Origin of the sequence: Microbacterium rhizophilum (genome assembly GCF_039605615.1) — a bacterium.
Taxonomy (GTDB): Bacteria; Actinomycetota; Actinomycetes; order Actinomycetales; family Microbacteriaceae; genus Microbacterium; species Microbacterium rhizophilus.
Map to the genome: position 1 here is coordinate 315,913 of NZ_JBCNUN010000003.1, position 16,883 is coordinate 332,795.

Annotated in this window: 13 protein-coding genes and 1 riboswitch; of the genes, 7 read left to right on the forward strand and 6 right to left on the reverse strand. The window is 71.9% G+C overall.

Translation table 11 applies throughout. The annotated features are described in order from the left end of the window. The first annotated feature begins 6 nt into the window (after nucleotides 1-6). On the forward strand, nucleotides 7-1,140 hold the full coding sequence (locus AAD528_RS08090) for a carbohydrate ABC transporter permease (RefSeq protein ID WP_345751561.1): 1,134 nt from the start codon (nucleotides 7-9) through the stop codon (nucleotides 1,138-1,140). After that, a complete protein-coding gene (locus AAD528_RS08095) occupies nucleotides 1,140-2,093 on the forward strand; it encodes a carbohydrate ABC transporter permease (RefSeq protein WP_345751562.1) in 954 nt (317 codons plus the stop codon). The genes AAD528_RS08090 and AAD528_RS08095 overlap by 1 nt, the downstream gene beginning before the upstream one ends. Before the next feature lie 29 nt (nucleotides 2,094-2,122). Here the strand turns inward: AAD528_RS08095 and AAD528_RS08100 are convergent, their stop codons facing one another. Further along, on the reverse strand, nucleotides 2,123-2,782 hold the full coding sequence (locus tag AAD528_RS08100; RefSeq protein WP_345751563.1) for a DUF305 domain-containing protein: 660 nt from the start codon (nucleotides 2,780-2,782) through the stop codon (nucleotides 2,123-2,125). A 3-nt stretch (nucleotides 2,783-2,785) separates the two neighbouring features. Then, entirely contained in the window at nucleotides 2,786-3,469 is a 684-nt protein-coding gene (locus AAD528_RS08105) for a thioredoxin-like domain-containing protein (RefSeq protein ID WP_345751564.1), read from the reverse strand. Between the two features lie 122 nt (nucleotides 3,470-3,591). Here AAD528_RS08105 and AAD528_RS08110 point away from each other — a divergent pair, with 122 nt between their 5' ends. Together AAD528_RS08110 and AAD528_RS08115 are read left to right on the forward strand one after the other, a co-directional pair. Then, nucleotides 3,592-4,236, forward strand: a complete 645-nt coding sequence (locus AAD528_RS08110; protein WP_345751565.1) for a phosphatase PAP2 family protein — start codon at nucleotides 3,592-3,594, stop codon at nucleotides 4,234-4,236. A 33-nt stretch (nucleotides 4,237-4,269) separates the two neighbouring features. Then, nucleotides 4,270-6,162, forward strand: a complete 1,893-nt coding sequence (locus AAD528_RS08115) for a helicase HerA-like domain-containing protein (protein WP_345751566.1) — start codon at nucleotides 4,270-4,272, stop codon at nucleotides 6,160-6,162. Between the two features lie 14 nt (nucleotides 6,163-6,176). Here AAD528_RS08115 and AAD528_RS08120 read toward each other — a convergent pair whose 3' ends face one another. From AAD528_RS08120 to AAD528_RS08130, 3 genes are all read right to left on the reverse strand, one after another. Continuing rightward, the gene (locus tag AAD528_RS08120; protein ID WP_345751567.1) at nucleotides 6,177-6,980 is read right to left on the reverse strand and encodes an alpha/beta fold hydrolase; all 804 of its coding nucleotides are present in this window, start codon (nucleotides 6,978-6,980) and stop codon (nucleotides 6,177-6,179) included. Then, a complete protein-coding gene (locus tag AAD528_RS08125; protein ID WP_345751568.1) occupies nucleotides 6,980-8,938 on the reverse strand; it encodes a sigma-70 family RNA polymerase sigma factor in 1,959 nt (652 codons plus the stop codon). Before AAD528_RS08125 ends, AAD528_RS08120 begins: the two co-directional genes overlap by 1 nt. A 232-nt stretch (nucleotides 8,939-9,170) precedes the next feature. Continuing rightward, nucleotides 9,171-10,820 carry a sigma-70 family RNA polymerase sigma factor gene (locus tag AAD528_RS08130; RefSeq protein ID WP_345751569.1) on the reverse strand — a complete coding sequence of 550 codons (1,650 nt, stop codon included), beginning with the start codon at nucleotides 10,818-10,820 and terminating at the stop codon, nucleotides 9,171-9,173. Between the two features lie 200 nt (nucleotides 10,821-11,020). Beyond that, a riboswitch (ZMP/ZTP riboswitch) is annotated at nucleotides 11,021-11,104 on the forward strand. Nucleotides 11,105-11,138: 34 nt separating this feature from the next. Between AAD528_RS08130 and glyA the strand changes: the two genes are divergently transcribed. After that, nucleotides 11,139-12,407 (forward strand): serine hydroxymethyltransferase, encoded by a 1,269-nt coding sequence (gene glyA, locus AAD528_RS08135; RefSeq protein ID WP_345751570.1) that lies wholly within the window; start codon nucleotides 11,139-11,141, stop codon nucleotides 12,405-12,407. Nucleotides 12,408-12,424: 17 nt separating this feature from the next. Next, nucleotides 12,425-13,306: a bifunctional methylenetetrahydrofolate dehydrogenase/methenyltetrahydrofolate cyclohydrolase gene (locus AAD528_RS08140; protein ID WP_345751571.1), complete on the forward strand. Its 882-nt coding sequence runs from the start codon at nucleotides 12,425-12,427 to the stop codon at nucleotides 13,304-13,306. A gap of 131 nt (nucleotides 13,307-13,437) precedes the next feature. Here AAD528_RS08140 and AAD528_RS08145 read toward each other — a convergent pair whose 3' ends face one another. Continuing rightward, entirely contained in the window at nucleotides 13,438-14,895 is a 1,458-nt protein-coding gene (locus AAD528_RS08145; RefSeq protein ID WP_345751572.1) for a helix-turn-helix domain-containing protein, read from the reverse strand. Between the two features lie 126 nt (nucleotides 14,896-15,021). Here AAD528_RS08145 and AAD528_RS08150 point away from each other — a divergent pair, with 126 nt between their 5' ends. Next, complete coding sequence (locus tag AAD528_RS08150) at nucleotides 15,022-16,869, forward strand: phosphoenolpyruvate carboxykinase (GTP) (protein ID WP_345751573.1); 1,848 nt, start codon at nucleotides 15,022-15,024, stop codon at nucleotides 16,867-16,869. Nucleotides 16,870-16,883: the final 14 nt, after the last annotated feature.

The following is a 16,883-nucleotide window of genomic DNA, read 5'->3' on the forward strand; positions in this document are numbered from 1 at the left end:
CCGACCATGGCGTCCTTCCTCGAATGGCTGAGCACGCTGTCGCCGTGGCTCGAGATCCCGATCATCATCGGGGTGTTCGTCGCCGCGGTCGCCGTCCTGCTGTTCTTCATCGAGATCGCGCCGCGCGCGGGCCGGATGTACACGCTCATCCGGCTCGCCGCGTGCGTTCTCCTGCCGCTGCTGGTGATGTGGCTCCTGCAGTCGTACTCGTGGGCGATCGCGGCCGCGGGCGTGCTCGGCGCGCTCTTCTTCTGGCTCGACCTGCGCTCGCGCGGCGGAGCCGGATCGCTGTTCCAGCTGTTCGGGTTCCTGGCGCCGGCCCTGATCCTGCTGCTCGTGGGACTCGTGTTCCCCGTGATCCAGACGTTCGTCCAGTCGATGCTGAACTCCCGGGGCACGACCTTCGTGGGCATCGACAACTTCGTCTGGATCTTCACGCAGCCGCAGGGCATCCGGACGATCGTGAACACGATCATCTGGGTGCTGATCGCGCCGATCGTCTCCACCGTGATCGGGCTCGTGTACGCGTACTTCATCGACAAGACGCGGGGTGAGAAGGTCTACAAGATCCTCGTGTTCCTGCCGATGGCGATCTCGTTCGTGGGCGCGTCGATCATCTGGCGCTTCATGTACACGTCCCGCCCGGCCGACGCCGAGCAGATCGGCTTCGTGAACCAGATCCTGGTCTGGCTCGGGGGCAGCCCCGTGCCGTTCCTGCAGGTGGAGCCGTGGAACACGCTGTTCCTGATCATCGTGTTCGTCTGGATCTACACGGGCTTCGCGATGGTCGTGCTGTCCGCCGCGATCAAGGGCGTGCCGAACGAGCAGCTGGAGGCCGCCGAGCTCGACGGCGCGAACGCCTACGAGCGGTTCATGAACGTCGTGGTGCCCGGCATCCGGCCCTCGCTCATCGTGGTCCTCACGACGATCGCGATCGCGTCGATGAAGATCTTCGACATCGTCCGCACCATGACCGCGGGCGCGAACGACACGTCGGTGATCGCGAACGAGATGTACCAGCAGTTCCGCAGCTTCGAGCCCGGGCGCTCGGCGGCGTACGCCGTCATCCTGTTCATCCTCGTGCTGCCGCTGGTCATCTACAACGCCAGACAGCTGCGCGCTCAGAGGGAGGTGCGCTGATGGCCGCCACAGAGGAGATCGTGGCGTCGACGCAGGCGGTCACGACGGCCCGGCCGTCACAGAAGCCCGTGCTCGGCGACACCAAGCGGCGGCTGACCTCGCCGTGGGCGACGATCGCCGCCCTCGTGATCGCCGCGATCTGGACGATCCCGACGTTCGGCGTGCTCGTGTCGTCGTTCCGGCCGCGCACGCAGATCGAGCGGACCGGGTGGTGGACCGCCCTGCAGAACTGGGGCTGGACCGCCGACAACTACATCGAGGCGCTCAGCACGAGCACCGGCGGCCTGACGTTGCTCGGCGCGTTCGTGAACTCGTTCGCGATCACGCTGCCGGCGGCGATCATCCCGCTGATCATCGCGACCCTGGCGGCGTACGGCTTCGCCTGGGTCGAGTTCCGCGGTCGGAACCTGCTGTTCGTGCTGGTGTTCGCGCTGCAGATCGTGCCGATCCAGATGGCGTTCATCCCGCTGCTGCAGCTGTTCTCGCGCGGCGAGCTGTTCGGGTTCCCGGTGATCCAGGCGTTCGGATCGGCCGGCTACGCGCAGGTCTGGGTCGCGCACACGATCTTCGGCCTGCCGCTGGCGATCTTCCTGCTGCACAACTTCATCTCGCAGATCCCGGGCGAGGTGATCGAGGCGGCGCGCGTGGACGGGGCGGGGCACGGTCAGATCTTCTTCCGGATCGTGCTGCCGCTGAGCATGCCGGCCATCGCATCGTTCGCGATCTTCCAGTTCCTCTGGGTCTGGAACGACCTGCTCGTCGCGCTGATCTTCGCGGACGGCAACGTCGCGCCGATCACGAAGCTGCTGGCGCAGATGTCCGGATCGCGCGGCGAGGACTGGCACCTGCTGACGGCCGGCGCGTTCATCGCGATCATCGTGCCGCTGCTGGTGTTCCTGTTCCTGCAGCGCTACTTCGTGCGCGGCCTGCTGGCAGGCTCCGCGAAGGGCTGAAACCGCCGCCCGCGGCTGGGGATCCGTCCTCAGCCGCAGGCGAGGCGGGTCTGCACCGACTCCAGGGCCTGGATCTCGCGCTGCTGCGACTCCGCCATGCCGCCCGCGGTGCGGGCGACGCGGGGGTCGCTGCCGAGACGCTGGACGGCGTCGACCATCTCGAGCGCGCCGGCGTGGTGGCGGATCATCAGATCGGTGAAGAGGCAGTCCCGCTCGGTGCCGGTCGCGGTGCGCAGGGCGGCGAGATCCGCGTCGCCGGCCATGCCCATCGCGGCGCGCAGCTCGTCCTCGGTCGCGGGCTCCGCGCCCGATCCGCCGTGATCGTGCCCGCCGTCCGCGGACATCCACTGCATGATCGGATCCGAGCCGCGCTGCGGCACACCCCAGTCCTCGATCCAGTCGAACATCTGGCCCGACTGCTGCGACTGTGCCGTGGCGATGTCGTACGAGATGAGACGGAGCTCGTCGTCGTCCGTCGCGCGGTACTGGATCATCGCCATCTCGACGGCCTGCGCGTGATGCATCTGCATGTCGCGCGCGAAGCCGATGTCGGCGGCGTTCGGCCCGGACGGCGCCTGCCCGAACGTGGAGAAGCGGCCGACCGCGAACGCGAGACCGGCGACGAGCACCACCGCGAGGGCGGCCAGCGCCCATGCCGGCGGGCGTCCGGAACGCTCCTCGTCAGCCACGGATCAGAGCTTGCCGGGGCCCTCGATGCCCGTGCACGAGGCGCCGAGCTCGGGCGCGGTGCCGCCCTGCCAGTACTCCTCGATGAACTGGGCGATGCGGGGGTCGTCCACGGAGTCGACCTTGAGCTGGTGCTCCCAGGCGCTCACCGCGATCGGGGTGTCCATCCCCGGGTACGGCGACACGAGCGCGTACGTGCGCGGCGCGAGGGCGCGCAGGGCGTCGAGGTCTCCGCCCGTGATCTGCTCGGGGTCGTACGTGATCCATACCGCGCCGTGCTCGAGCGCGTGCACCGCGTTCTCGTTCTGCTGGGGCTGGTCGTAGATGCCGCAGCTCAGCCACGCGCTGTTGTGCGGTCCGCCGGCGGGCGGGGTCTGCTCGTACTCCACGACGCCCTCGACGTGGTCCGACTCGAGCTCGAACGTCTGAACGCCCTCGATCTCGGCGCCCTCGCTGCCCGCGGTGTAGGTCTTGGGGGCGAATACGATCGACGCGATCACGATCGCGGCCACGGCGAGCACCGCGACGCCGCCGAGGACCCACCAGAGCAGCTTGCCGCGCTGTCGCTTCTTCAGCTGGCGCTGGTACTCGGCGAGCTTCTCCTGCCGCTTCGCCTCGCGCTGCTGCTTGACGGTCTGCTCGATATGGGCCTGGCGCGCAGGATTGCCGGACTGCTTCTGAGGGGACACGCCCCAATCCTATTCGCGAGCATGCAGGGAGTCGTGTACGCGACCTCCGAGATCCCTATGACCGCGTAGGATCTGAGGCTTCCGATCGGCGCGCGACGCCGGCACTCGAGAGGCGGACCCGGATGGACGCGCGGCGCGAGCGCCGGACCTGGCTGTGGTGGGGAATCGGCCTGCTCGCGGCGGGCCTTGCGCTCGGCGCCGCGCTGCTGCTCCCGGGCGCCGATCCGACCGCGTTCGACCTGTGGTGGGACGGCGTGCTCTCGGCGACGCCCGACGGCCCCGCGCTGCAGCTGTCGCTGTTCATGGACGCGGTCGGCGGGGGGCGGATCGCCACGCTCTGGCTGCCCCTGTTCCTCGTCGCGGTCCTGCTCGCGGCGAGACGACCCTGGGCCGCCGGATACGTCGTGGTCGCCTCCCTCGCGAGCGCGGGCGTCGTGCAGATCCTGAAGCACGTGCTGGGCCGTGCGCGCCCCGAGGACATCCTCGTGACGGTGGACGTCGGATCCTTCCCGTCGGGGCACGTCGCGAACGCCGCGACGCTCACGCTCGCGCTGTGGATCGTGCTGCCGCGCGCGTGGGTCGCCGCGCTCGCCGCGTGCTGGATCGCGCTCATGGCGTTCGCGCGCACCTACCTCTCGGCGCACTGGCTCACGGACACGGCCGGCGGGGCGCTCATCGGAGCGGGCGTCGCGCTGCTGGTCGCCGTCGCGTTCGCGCGCGGCCTGCGCGCCGAAGGGCGCGTGCGGCGACCGCGCCGTCGGCCCTGACCGGCGCGGATGGCCGTCGCTAGGCTGACAGCCATGAGCGCCGAGAAGGACCCCGCCGTCGTGGCCGCCGAGGCCGAGCTCGCCCGCCTGCAGGCCGAGGCGGAGGCCGCGGAGGCGGCGCTCCGCGCGGCGGAGGCGAAGGCGCGTCTGGCGGCGGCGCAGGCCGCCGCGGCCCAGGAGGCGGCGGGCGCTGCTGGCGCCGACCCGCAGACCGCCCCGGCCGATCCGGAGCCCGGGGTCGATGCCCAGGTGCCGGCCGCCGAGGCGCCGGCACCCGCCCCGCCCGCCGAGCCTGCGACCACGGCGTCGGCCGGGCCGCTGGACGCGGATGCCGTGCGCGCGATCGCGACGGGCTACGCGTTCGAGGGGGAGACACTCGACCTCGGCGCCCTCGTGAACGGCGATCCGGTGGCGGAGGCGCAGATCCGGATCCCGCTGGGCATGCTGAACCGCCACGGCCTCGTGGCAGGGGCGACCGGCACGGGCAAGACGCGCACGCTGCAGGGCCTCGCCGAGCAGCTCGCGGCCAAGGGCGTGCCGGTGTTCGCGGCGGACATCAAGGGCGACCTGTCGGGCATGGCGACGCCCGGCGAGCCGAGCGACAAGCTGCTCGCGCGCACCCGCGGCATCGGCCAGGACTGGACGCCCGCCGCCGCGGCGGTCGAGTACTTCGCGCTCGGCGGGCTCGGCAAGGGCGTGCCGGTGCGCGCGACCGTCACGGGCTTCGGCCCGCTGCTGCTGTCGAAGGTGCTCGGCCTGAACGACACGCAGGAGTCGAGCCTCGGGCTCGTCTTCCACTACGCCGACAAGAACGGCCTGCCGCTGGTCGACCTCGAGGATCTGCGCGCCGTGCTGATGTACCTCACGAGCGACGAGGGCAAGCCCGAGCTCAAGGAGCTCGGCGGCCTCTCGAGCGCGACCGCGGGGGTCATCCTGCGCGAGCTCATCACGTTCGCCGAGGGCGGCGCCGACGTCTTCTTCGGCGAGCCCGAGTTCGACGTGGCCGACTTTCTCCGCCACGCCGGCGACGGTCGCGGCATCGTGTCGCTGCTCGAGGTGCCGGGCGTCGCGAACCGGCCCGAGCTGTACTCGACGTTCCTGATGTACCTGCTCGCCGAGCTGTTCGAGATCCTGCCCGAGGTCGGCGACCCCGACAAGCCGAAGCTCGTCTTCTTCTTCGACGAGGCGCACCTGCTGTTCAACAGCGCGTCGAGCGACTTCCTGGCCGCGATCACCCAGACCGTTCGGCTGATCCGCTCGAAGGGCGTGGGCGTCTTCTTCGTCACCCAGACGCCCAAGGACGTGCACGAGGACGTGCTCGCCCAGCTCGGCTCGCGCGTGCAGCACCAGCTGCGCGCGTTCACGCCGGACGACGCGAAGGCGCTGCGCGCCACGGTCGGCACCTACCCGCGGTCGGGCTACGACCTCGAGCGCGTGCTGCAGGAGCTCGGCACGGGCGAGGCGATCGTCACGGTGATGAGCGAGAAGGGCGCCCCGACGCCCGTCGCGTGGACCCGCGTGCGGGCCCCGCAGGGCCTCATGCAGCCGACGCCGGATGCGCAGATCGACGCCGCGATCGCCGCGTCCCCCCTGCTGCCGCGGTACGGCGAGCGCGTCGATCGCGAGTCGTCGTACGAGATCCTGACGGCGAAGATGAACGCCGCCGAGGCGGCGCAGCGGCAGGCCGAGGCGGACGCGGAGCTCGCGCGCCAGCGCGCCGAGATCGAGAAGGCGGATGCCGCGGCCGAGAAGAAGGCGCGGCAGGAGTACGAGCGGCTCGTGAAGAAGACCTCGGGCGGCGGACGGACGCGCACGTCGTCGCGCGCGGAGAAGTCCACGCTCGAGAAGGTGCTCGGATCGCGCACGACGCAGACCCTGCTCAACGGCGTGATCCGCGGCATGTTCGGCACCGGTCGCCGCCGCTGAGGGATGCGGCGGCGCTAGACCGGCTCGCCGTCCAGGAAGCGGCCGACGATGCGCGCGGCGGGGCCGCCCTCGATCAGGATGCCGTGCCGGCCGTCCGGGATGACGGCGAGCTCGGCGTCATCGATGCGGTCGTGCAGCAGCCACGCATGGTCCAGCGGTGCGATCGCGTCGGCCGCGCCGTGCACGATGAGCGTGGGGGCGGCGACGGCGTGCAGCTGGTCGAGCGCGTCGTGACGCCGGCTCGCACGGAAGTGCCGGCCGCGGGCGTTGGGATCGCCGGTGATCGCGAGCAGATGCAGGAACCACTCGGGGTGCTTCGTGAAGAACAGCTCGGCGATGCGGGAGCGGTCCCCCGAGCGCAGCGCCTCCTCCACGGCGGGCGTGCGGCCCGAGCCGTGCGCATCGCCGGCGGATGTGGATGCGAGCACCAGTCGGCGCACGCGATCCGGCGCGTCGATCGCGAGCCACTGCGCGACGCGCCCGCCCATCGAATGGCCGACGACGTCGGCGCGGTCGACACCGGCGGCATCCAGGATCGCCACCACGTCCTGAGCGAACATCCGGGTCTCGTACCGGTCGACGGCACCCAGGTCGCTGGCGCCCGTGCCGCGGTGATCGAACACGATCAGGCGCCGCCCGCTGCCGTCCACCCGGGAGTACAGCAGCTCGGCGGCGATGCGCCAGGACACGTGCTCGACGGCCTGGCCGGCGATCAGGATGACCGGATCGCCCTCGCCGGCCGTCCAGTAGGCCAGCGGCGTGCCGTCGGATGCGATGGCCGTGCCGCGTTCAGGGCCGCGGGAGCTTCCCGCGACCATCAGCGCGCGTTGGCAAGCTCGCCGACCGTGCCGAGATCGCGCACCGTTCCATCCGGTGCCGTGACGGAGACGCGATCCGTCGGATCGGTCCACGTGAGGTCGATGGCGAAGACGGCGGTGCCGTCGTCCTCCAGGCGGTAGGGCTGGACCTTGGTCGCGACCAGGATCAAGCTGTCCTTCTCGACGTCCTCGACCGACACGACGAGGCAGGAGTCGCTCTGCGCCCAGGGCCACCAGCCGCCGTCGCATCCCGGGGCCGGCGGCTCGGTCGCGGGCGGAGTGGGGGACACCGTCGGGGTGGGCGTCGGCGTCGGGGTGGGGGACGCGGTCGGCGTGACCGTGGGCGTCGGCGTGGGCTCGGCGAGCAGCAGGGCACGCAGGTCCCAGAGCTCGCTCAGGCGACGGGTCGCGATGCCCTCGCTGTCGTCGACGTACGAGACCTCGATGGTGACGTCGGCGAGCGCCTGGTCCCGCGTCAGCGCGAACACGAGCGTGCCGGCGCCGTCGGCGTCGAGCGTCGTGTGCGCCAGCGCCTCCTGCGAGGCGACCGCGACCGCGAGCGGCACGCCGACGGAGAAGCCGCCGTCGCCGGAGGCGGCGTCGGACACCGCGAACGCCTGCACCTCGCGATCCGGGGACCCCGTGACGCCCAGCACGACGTCGCCGCTCTCGGAGCGCGCGCCCGAGGTCAAGGCCAGCGGGGTCGTCTCGGGTGCGGGCGGCGTGGTCGGCGGCGGCGCGGGGGCCGAGGTCTCGGGCGCCGGGGGCGCAGGCGTCGAGGGGCGCGGCAGCGGCGTGGACTCGGGCGAAGCGGGGTCCTCGGTCGGCTCCGGCGTCGGGGTGCCGTCCGGGGCCGGGGTGCCGTCGATCAGCTCGGGCGAGGCTTCCACCTCGGTGGAGGGAGGCGCCGCGTCGTCGGCGGTGGGCGCGGTGAGCGGCGATCCGCCGCCCGGGAACAGCCCGAGGGAGGCCGCGACCACGATGCCCGCGACCGTCAGCGCGGCCACGCCGGCGGCGATCAGGCCGCCCACGGTCCAGGGCGAGGTCGATCCGCCGCCGTTCCCGCCGGCTGCTCCCGCGGTGGCGCCACCGGCCGCGACCACGGCGCCCTCGACGACGCTCGACGGCATGGCGGCCAGCGCGACGGCCGCGACGTCGTCGCGCTGCAGCGCGGCGAGGTACGAGGCGGTCGCGGCGACGCCGATCGTGACGGGAAGCAGCACGAGCGCCAGCCGGCTCCCGACCTCCTGCGCCTCGCCGGCGACGGTCGTGCATCGGGTGCAGTCGGCGAGGTGGGCGTCGAGCCGGCTCTGGTTGCGGGCACCGAGGTTGCCGCGCGTGTGCGCTCCGAGGTGCTCGATCGCCCAGCGGCACTCCGAGCCCTCGACGGACGCGTTCAGGTGGGCCTGGATCCATGCCTCGCGGAGGCCCTCGCGGGCGCGCGACGACAGCTGAGCCACGGCGACGGGCGTCATCCCTAGCAGTGGGGCGATCTGCGCGGGGCCCCGCTGCTCGATCTCCGTGTACCAGAGCACCTCCTGCCAGCGCGTGGGCAGGCTGCGGAACGCGGTGTGCGTCAGGTCGCGGTCGACCGCGGAGTCCGCGGCCTCATCCGTCGTCTCGGGATCCGCGAGCGTGTCGAGTTCGTCGATCGCGGTATCGCGCGAGGCGCGTCCCCACGCCGCAGCCGTGTTGCGGATCGCGGTGAACAGATAGGCGCGGAACGATCCGCTCGGTCCGCCGCCGCGGCGGATCGCCTGGAAGATGCGGACGTAGGCCTCCTGCACCAGATCGTCCGGATCGATCGTGCTCGAGACCGCCCGGGCGACGACCACGCCGGAGCGGTAGTGGCGGCGCCACAGCTCGCCGAAGGCCCCGGTGTCGCCCGAGCGCGAACGCAGCACGAGGTCGGCGTCGGGCGCCGCCTCGGGAGCGTCGGGGAACTGGTGCACGGTCATCTCACTCATTGTCTCTGTTCGCGAGGTCAGGACGCCACTGACAGACCCGCCTTTCGGGTGATTCTGCGCTGTGAGCGAGTTGTCTGAGCGTCATCGAGGAATCCGGCGGAACCGGCGTCATAGATCCGGTCCCGCCGCGTCTCATGGGCGAGAGCGCGCATGGGGCTCGGGAGCATCTCGGGGGAGGGGCTCCCGGGGCCCTTGCGCTCTCCGGCGTCAGGTCGGCAGGCGGTCAGCCGAGGAGCCCGTCCAGCACACCGTGGCCGCCGCCTACGGAGACGCCCAGGCCGATCCCGCCGACCTTCAGGCCGAGCTCCACGCCGGCCTTCCCCTCGGCCTCGACTTCGACGAGCGCGCCGGCCGCGCCCTCGTCCGTCGTGGCGTCCGCATCGCGTCCGGCGTCGCCGCGTCCCGCCGTGACATCCACCCGGCCGACGCTCGGCACCTCCACGCGAGCCGAAGCGCCCTTGCCGGCCGTCACCTCGGCCTGCGCGCCACCCGGGGCCTTCACGCTCACGGTCGCGCCGCCACCCGCCTTCACCTCGGCCTCGCCCAGGCCGGGGACGTCGACGCGCCCGGCGGCGCCCTTGTCGTCGACCGACGCGGAGACCGCCGGAGCGACCGGGGCGGACGCCGGGGGCGGCGTCGCACGAGCGGCGGCGGGGGTGGAGACGCGTGCGTTCGAAGCCGCGGTCGGTGCACCCTCGGGCAAGTCGGCCGCGCCGCCCCTGCCGGAGGTCGGCGTGCCCGGCGCCGGATCGCCGAGCGCCGGGATCGCCGCGGGATCCGCGGGCGAGGACACCGGACCCGCGGACGGCTGGGAAGCGGGCCGCACATCCGCGTCGCTCGGGGCATCCGCCGGCGCGGCGACCGCCGCCGGGGTCTCGGCCGTCGTGGCGGCATCGGCCGGCGCGGTGGTCGGCACGATCGTCACAGCCAGCAGCGCTCCGGCCAGTCCCGCGGAGGTCACGCCGGTGCCGACCAGGCCGCCCAGCGAGAACGTCCCCGCCGACACCGCCGTGCCGCCCGCTGCGGCACCGCCCGCCGCCGCGCCCGACGGCATGGCCGCGAGCGCCACGACCGCGGCGCCGCCGCGCTCGAGCGAGGCGAGGTAGGACGCGGTGGCCGTGACGCCGATCGCGAGCGGCAGCAGCGCGAGGGCGAGCCGGCTGCCGACCTCCTGCGCCTCGGTCGCCAGCAGCGCGCAGCGGCCGCAGTCCTCGAGGTGCGCCTCGATGCGCGCGCGATTGCGGCCGGCCAGGTTGCCGCGGGCGTGGGCGCCCAGGTGCTCGACCGTCCAGCGGCACTCCGATCCGTCGCCGAGCGCGGTGATATGCACCTGGATCCACGCCTCGCGCAGGCCCTCGCGTGCGCGGAACGCGAGCTGCTTGACCGCGCCCGCCTTCATCCCGAGCCGGGAGGCGGCCTCGCCATGGCCGAGCCCCTCGACCTCGGTGTACCAGAGCACCTCCTGCCAGCGGGTCGGCAGGCTGCGGAACGCCCGGTGGGTGAGGCCGCGGTCCAGCTCCTCGAGCCGCGCCTCGTCGGTGGAGGCCGGATCCGCGAGCGTGTCGAGCTCGTCGATCGCCGACTCGCGGCGGCCGCGTCCCCACGACGCCGCGGTGTTGCGGATCGCGGTGAACAGGTATGCGCGGAACGCGCCGGTGGGTCCGCCGCCTCGCCGGATCGCCTGGAAGATGCGCGTGAACGCCTCCTGCACGAGGTCATCCGGATCGATGCTCGACGTCACCGAACGGGCGACGGCGATCCCGGCGGCATGATGGCGGCGCCACAGCTCTCCGTACGCGCGTGCGTCGCCCGAGCGGGAGCGCAGCACCAGATCGGCGTCGGTGGCGGTCGGGTCGTCGGCGGCTTCGGACACGTCGGGTCTCGCTTCGGGGGAGCGGCGGTGAGGCGCGAGGGGATTCGCATCGACTCGGATCGGTCGGGTCCGATCTCGGTACCACCATTGTGGGGGTACGCACCATCTCCCGCGAGCGGTGCCCGGGCAGCGGACGGACGCGGTGTGCAGACTGCCGCAGGGCTCCGTCGCCCTGCCGCCCGGAGCGGCACCCTGTAGACTCGCGGTGTCGCGACTGGCGTTGAGGTGGGCCACCACCGGGAAGCGACCGAGACGGCATTCGACCGCACGCCTGGGCCGATGCGAGATACCCATCCCGAACGTCGTCTGGAGATCGCCATGACCGATCCGCTGTTCAACGCCCCCCTCGCCGAGGTCGATCCGGAGATCGCGCAGGTGCTGCAGCGCGAGCTCGACCGCCAGCGCGGGTTCCTCGAGATGATCGCGTCCGAGAACTTCGTGCCGGTCTCGGTGCTCGAGTCCCAGGGCTCGGTGCTCACCAACAAGTACGCCGAGGGCTACCCGGGCCGCCGCTACTACGGCGGCTGCGAGGAGGTCGACGTCGCGGAGGAGCTCGCGATCGAGCGCGCCAAGGCGCTGTTCGGGGCGAAGTTCGCGAACGTCCAGCCGCACTCGGGCGCCTCGGCCAACGCCGCCGTGCTGCACGCGATCGCGCGCCCCGGCGACACGATCCTGGGACTGTCGCTCGACCACGGCGGCCACCTCACGCACGGCATGAAGATCAACTTCTCGGGCCGCCTGTACGACATCGTCGCGTACGGCGTGGACGCCGAGACCTCGCTCGTCGACATGGACGAGGTGCGTCGCCTCGCCGTCGAGCACAAGCCGAAGGTCATCATCGCCGGCTGGTCCGCCTACCCCCGACAGCTCGACTTCGCCGCCTTCCGCGCGATCGCCGACGAGGTCGGCGCGCTGCTGTGGGTCGATATGGCGCACTTCGCGGGGCTCGTGGCCGCGGGCCTGCACCCGAACCCCGTGCCGCACGCGCACGTCGTGTCGTCGACCGTGCACAAGACGATCGGCGGCCCGCGCTCGGGCTTCATCCTGTCCGACGACGCCGAGATCGCGAAGAAGATCAACTCCGCGGTGTTCCCGGGTCAGCAGGGCGGCCCGCTCATGCACGTGATCGCGGCCAAGGCGACCGCCTTCAAGCTCGCCGCGACCGACGCGTTCAGGGACCGCCAGGAGCGCACGCTGCGCGGCGCGCGGATCCTCGCCGAGCGCCTCTCCCGGCAGGATGTGGCGGACGCCGGCATCGCGATCCGCTCGGGCGGCACCGACGTGCACCTCGTGCTCGTCGACCTGCGCGACGCGGCGATCGACGGCAAGCAGGCCGAGGACCTCTTGCACGAGATCCGCATCACCGTCAACCGCAACTCGGTGCCGAACGACCCGCGCCCGCCCATGACGACGTCGGGCCTGCGCATCGGCACACCCGCGCTCGCGACGCGCGGCTTCGGCGACGAGGAGTTCACCGAGGTGGCCGATGTGATCGCGCTCGCCCTGCAGCCGCGCGCGGACATCCCGGCCCTGCGTGAGCGGGTGGCCCGCCTGGCGGAATCCTTCCCGCTGTACCCCGGCCTCTGATCGGTAGGCTCCGGATCATGCCTGCAGAGAAGCTGGATGGGGTCGCCACCGCGAAGGCGATCAAGGACGAACTGGCGCAGCGGATCGCCGCGCTCAAGGAGAAGGGCGTCACGCCCGGCATCGCGACGGTGCTGGTGGGCGCCGACCCGGCGTCGCAGCTGTACGTCGGGATGAAGCACAAGCAGTCCGAGGCGATCGGGATGAACTCGATCCAGCGGGAGCTGCCCGCCGACGCGACGCAGGAGCAGGTCGAGGAGCTGATCGACGCGCTCAACGCCGACCCGACGTGCCACGGCTACATCGTGCAGCTGCCGCTGCCGAAGCATCTGGACACCGACGCGATCCTCGAGCGCATCGACCCCGCGAAGGACGCCGACGGCCTGCACCCGACGAATCTCGGCCGCCTCGTGCTGAACGTCAACGAGCCGATCGCGACACCGCTGCCGTGCACGCCCCGGGGAGTGATCGAGCTGCTCACGCGCAACGGGTACGACCTGAAGGGCAAGCACGTCGTGGTGGTCGGCCGTGGCGTCACGATCGGTCGCCCGATGGGCCTGCTGCTCACGCGCCGCGACGTCAACGCCACCGTGACGCAGGTGCACACGGGCACGCCGGACATGGGGCCGTACCTGCGCCAGGCCGACGTGATCGTCGCCGGCGCGGGCGTGAAGCACCTGATCACGGCCGCGGACGTCAAGCCGGGAGCCGCCGTGCTGGATGTCGGCGTGACGCGGGAGCAGGATCCCGAGACAGGCAGGTCGAAGGTCTACGGCGACGTGCATCCGGATGTCGCGGACGTCGCGGGCTTCCTGTCGCCGAACCCGGGCGGCGTCGGCCCGATGACCGTCGCGCTGCTGATGACCAACGTGGTCGAGGCGGCGGAGCGCTCGATCGCCTAGCGCGCGGTCTGTTCGCGCGCTCCGCGCGCCGGCTGCACGACGCAGGACGCGGATCCGGATTCCGCCGCGGCACGCCGACGCCAGCCTCGGCCGTCACATTCGCTCCTGCGTTGTGCAGCCGGAGGCGGGGGCTACGCGTCCTGGTGGCGGTCGAGGAACTCGTAGACCGCGGTCTCGTCCACGCCCGGGAAGGCGCCGCGGGGGAGCGGCGCGAACATGTGGGTGTGCACGCGCGCGCTCGGCCAGGCGCGGCCCTTCCAGCGATCCGACTGATCCGAGGGCGCGCGCCGGCAGCAGCTCTCGTCGGGGCAGGTGGAGATCTCGCGGTTCTGCGTCTCACGGCCGCGCCACCACTTCGCGTCGTCGAAGCGCACGCCCACGGTGATCGAGAATCCGCCGCGATCGCTCGTGCCGGTCTGCGTCGAGCACCAGAACGTGCCCGTGGGGGTGTCCGTGTACTGGTAGTGCTCGGTCGTGCGGTTCTGCTGGTCGAACGCGTCGCGCGCGGCGAACTTCCGGCACACGATCTGGCCCTCCACGGATCCGGTCACGTCCTCGGGCAGCGGCAGGCCGTCGTTCTCGTACACGCGCTCGATCTGCCCGGCCTCGCCCACGCGCAGGAAGTGCAGCGGCATGCCCATGTGGTGGGTCATCAGGTTGGTCATGCGCATCGCGGCGGCCTCGTGCGTCACGCCGAATGCGTCGCGGAAGTCCTCGACCGCGAGGTTGCGGTCCCTCTTCGCCTGCTGCAGGAACGCGACGGAGCCGCTCTGCGGCATGAGGCAGCACGCCGCGTAGTAGTTGATCTCGAGCCGCTGCTGCAGGAAGTCGGCGTACGAGGTGGGCGGCTTGTGCCCGAGCAGGCGGTGGGCCATGGCCTGCAGCGCCATCGAGCGCAGGCCGTGGCCGCCGGGGATCGAGGCGGGCGGGAGATAGATCCGGCCGTTCTCGAGGTCGGTGATGGATCGGGTCGACGGCGGCAGATCGTTCGCGTAGATCAGGGAGAAGCCGAGCTGCTCGGCCATGATGCTCACGGAGCGGTGCGTCAGCGCGCCCTGCGTGTGGCCGGCGGCGCGCAGCTGCTTCTCGGCCAGCTGCTCGAGCTCGGGCAGGTAGTTGTCGAGGCTGCGCATCCGCAGGCGCAGCTCGGTGTTGGCGCGGCGGGCCTCCTCGGGGGTCGCGATCGCCTCGCTCTCGCGGCGCTGCAGCTCGCGGTGCAGGCCCAGGACCGACTCGATCGTCTCGTCCGAGAGCGTCTTCGTCACCTTGATCGGCGCGATCCCGAGGCTGCGGAACACCGAGCTCGACTGCACCCGCTCGAGCTCGATCTCGAGCGCCGCGCGCCGGTTCGGCGGCTCGCCCGAGATGAGGTCCGTGACGCTCGCGTGCGTGGCCGCGGCGATCGACTGCAGAAGCGAGAGCTTGGGCTCGCGCTTGCCGTTCTCGATCAGGCTGAGCTGGCTGCCGGCCACACCGACCGCGGCGCCGAGCTCGTCGAGCGTGAAGCCCTGTTGCAGCCGGTAGTGCCGGATGCGGTGCCCGAGGGTCTTCAGCTCGATGCCGGCCTTCTGATCGTCCCGGGGGGTCATTCCTTGATGCTAGCGAAAGAACCGGGATTCTTTTGGCCCTCGCCACCCGAAAACGCCGCGGCCCCGGGGTGATCCTGGGTAAGCCCCCCGCAACTCTCCCCCGGGAAAGACGGTTAGGAACAACGCATGGCCATCATCGAGAGCCCCACCGCCCGCGCGACGTCTCCCTTCGACGCGTTCGGCGCCCAGCCCGCGATCGACGGACCGGGCATGGCCGCCCTCGTCGCCTGGGTCGAGGAGATCGCGGCGCTCACGCAGCCGGATCGGATCCACTGGGTCGACGGCTCGGCGGAGGAGAACGACGCGCTCCTGGCGCAGATGGTCGCGGACGGCACGCTCATCAAGCTGAACGACGCCAAGCGCCCCGGCTCCTACCTCGCGCGTTCGGACGAAGGCGACGTCGCCCGCCTCGAGTCCCGCACGTTCATCTGCTCCGAGAAGCAGGAAGACGCCGGACCCACGAACAACTGGGCCGAGCCCGCGGAGATGCGCGCCACGCTGCGCCCGCTGTTCGAGGGCTCCATGCGGGGTCGCACGATGTTCGTCGTGCCCTTCTCGATGGGCAAGGTCGGGGGGCCGATCTCGCAGCTCGGCGTGCAGCTCACCGACAGCCCCTACGCCGTCGCCTCGATCGAGGTCATGACGCGCGTCGGCGCGGAGGTCACGGAGCTCATCGCACAGGGCACGCCGTGGGTGCGGACGGTCCACTCGGTGGGATCGCCGCTGCACGACGGCGCCGAGGACGTCGCGTGGCCCAGCAACGGCGAGAAGTACATCGTCCACTTCCCCGACACGCTCGAGGTCTGGTCGTTCGGCTCCGGATACGGCGGCAACGCGATCCTGGCGAAGAAGTGCTACGCCCTGCGCATCGCCTCGGTGCTCGGCCGCGACCAGGGCTGGATGGCCGAGCACATGCTCCTCATCCGCGTGATCGACCCCAAGGGGCAGGCGTACCACGTGGCCGCCGCGTTCCCGTCGGCCTGCGGCAAGACCAACCTCGCGATGCTGCGCCCCACCATCCCCGGCTGGACGGTCGAGACCCTCGGCGACGACATCACCTGGATCCGACCCGGGGAGGACGGGCGCCTGTACGCCATCAACCCCGAGGCCGGCTTCTTCGGCGTCGCCCCCGGCACGGGCGAGTCGACCAACGTCACGGCGGTCGAGACGCTCTGGGGCAACGTCCTGTTCACGAACGTCGCGCTCACGGACGACGGCGACGTGTGGTGGGAGGGACTCACGGACGAGGCGCCCGCGCACCTCATCGACTGGCGCGGCGAGGACTGGACGCCCGACGCGGACCGTCCCGCCGCCCATCCCAACTCGCGCTTCACCGTCTCCGCCGCCCAGGCGCCGTCCATCGCGGACGACTGGGAGGAGGCCGTGCCGCTCGACGTCATCCTGTTCGGCGGCCGCCGCGCGACCAACGTGCCGCTCGTCGTCGAGGCGTTCAACTGGGAGCACGGCGTGTTCCTCGGCTCGAACATCTCTTCCGAGCGCACCGCCGCCGCCGAGGGCAAGGTCGGCGAGCTGCGCCGCGACCCGTTCGCCATGATGCCCTTCTGCGGCTACAACATGGCCGACTACTTCGCGCACTGGCTCGAGATGGGCGACCTCGCCGAGCACCTGCCGAAGGTGTACCAGGTGAACTGGTTCCGCCGCGGCGCCGACGGCCGCTTCCTGTGGCCCGGGTTCGGCGACAACTCGCGCGTGATCGACTGGATCATCCGCCGCCTGCAGGGGGAGACGGAGGCCGTCGTGACCCCGATCGGCCTCGTGCCCGCGCCCGGCTCGCTGAACCTGGACGGCATCGAGGTGCCGCAGCAGGACCTCGACGAGCTCTTCGCGATCGACGCCGACGCGTGGCTCGAGGAGGCGGATCTGACCGAGGAGTTCTACGACCTCTTCGGCGACCGCACCCCGGCCGAGCTGCGCGCGCAGCTGGACGCGCTGCGCGATCGGCTGCGCTCATGATGCGCCCGTAGGGC

Excerpts from the sequence above, each read along its gene's own strand:
- AAD528_RS08090 (WP_345751561.1), top strand. The coding sequence starts at position 7 with ATGGCGTCCTTCCTCGAATGGCTGAGCACGCTGTCGCCGTGGCTCGAG.
- AAD528_RS08095 (WP_345751562.1), top strand. The coding sequence starts at position 1,140 with ATGGCCGCCACAGAGGAGATCGTGGCGTCGACGCAGGCGGTCACGACG.
- AAD528_RS08110 (WP_345751565.1), top strand. The coding sequence starts at position 3,592 with ATGGACGCGCGGCGCGAGCGCCGGACCTGGCTGTGGTGGGGAATCGGC.
- AAD528_RS08115 (WP_345751566.1), top strand. The coding sequence starts at position 4,270 with ATGAGCGCCGAGAAGGACCCCGCCGTCGTGGCCGCCGAGGCCGAGCTC.
- AAD528_RS08120 (WP_345751567.1), bottom strand. The coding sequence starts at position 6,980 with ATGGTCGCGGGAAGCTCCCGCGGCCCTGAACGCGGCACGGCCATCGCA.
- AAD528_RS08125 (WP_345751568.1), bottom strand. The coding sequence starts at position 8,938 with ATGACCGTGCACCAGTTCCCCGACGCTCCCGAGGCGGCGCCCGACGCC.
- glyA (WP_345751570.1), top strand. The coding sequence starts at position 11,139 with ATGACCGATCCGCTGTTCAACGCCCCCCTCGCCGAGGTCGATCCGGAG.
- AAD528_RS08140 (WP_345751571.1), top strand. The coding sequence starts at position 12,425 with ATGCCTGCAGAGAAGCTGGATGGGGTCGCCACCGCGAAGGCGATCAAG.
- AAD528_RS08145 (WP_345751572.1), bottom strand. The coding sequence starts at position 14,895 with ATGACCCCCCGGGACGATCAGAAGGCCGGCATCGAGCTGAAGACCCTC.
- AAD528_RS08150 (WP_345751573.1), top strand. The coding sequence starts at position 15,022 with ATGGCCATCATCGAGAGCCCCACCGCCCGCGCGACGTCTCCCTTCGAC.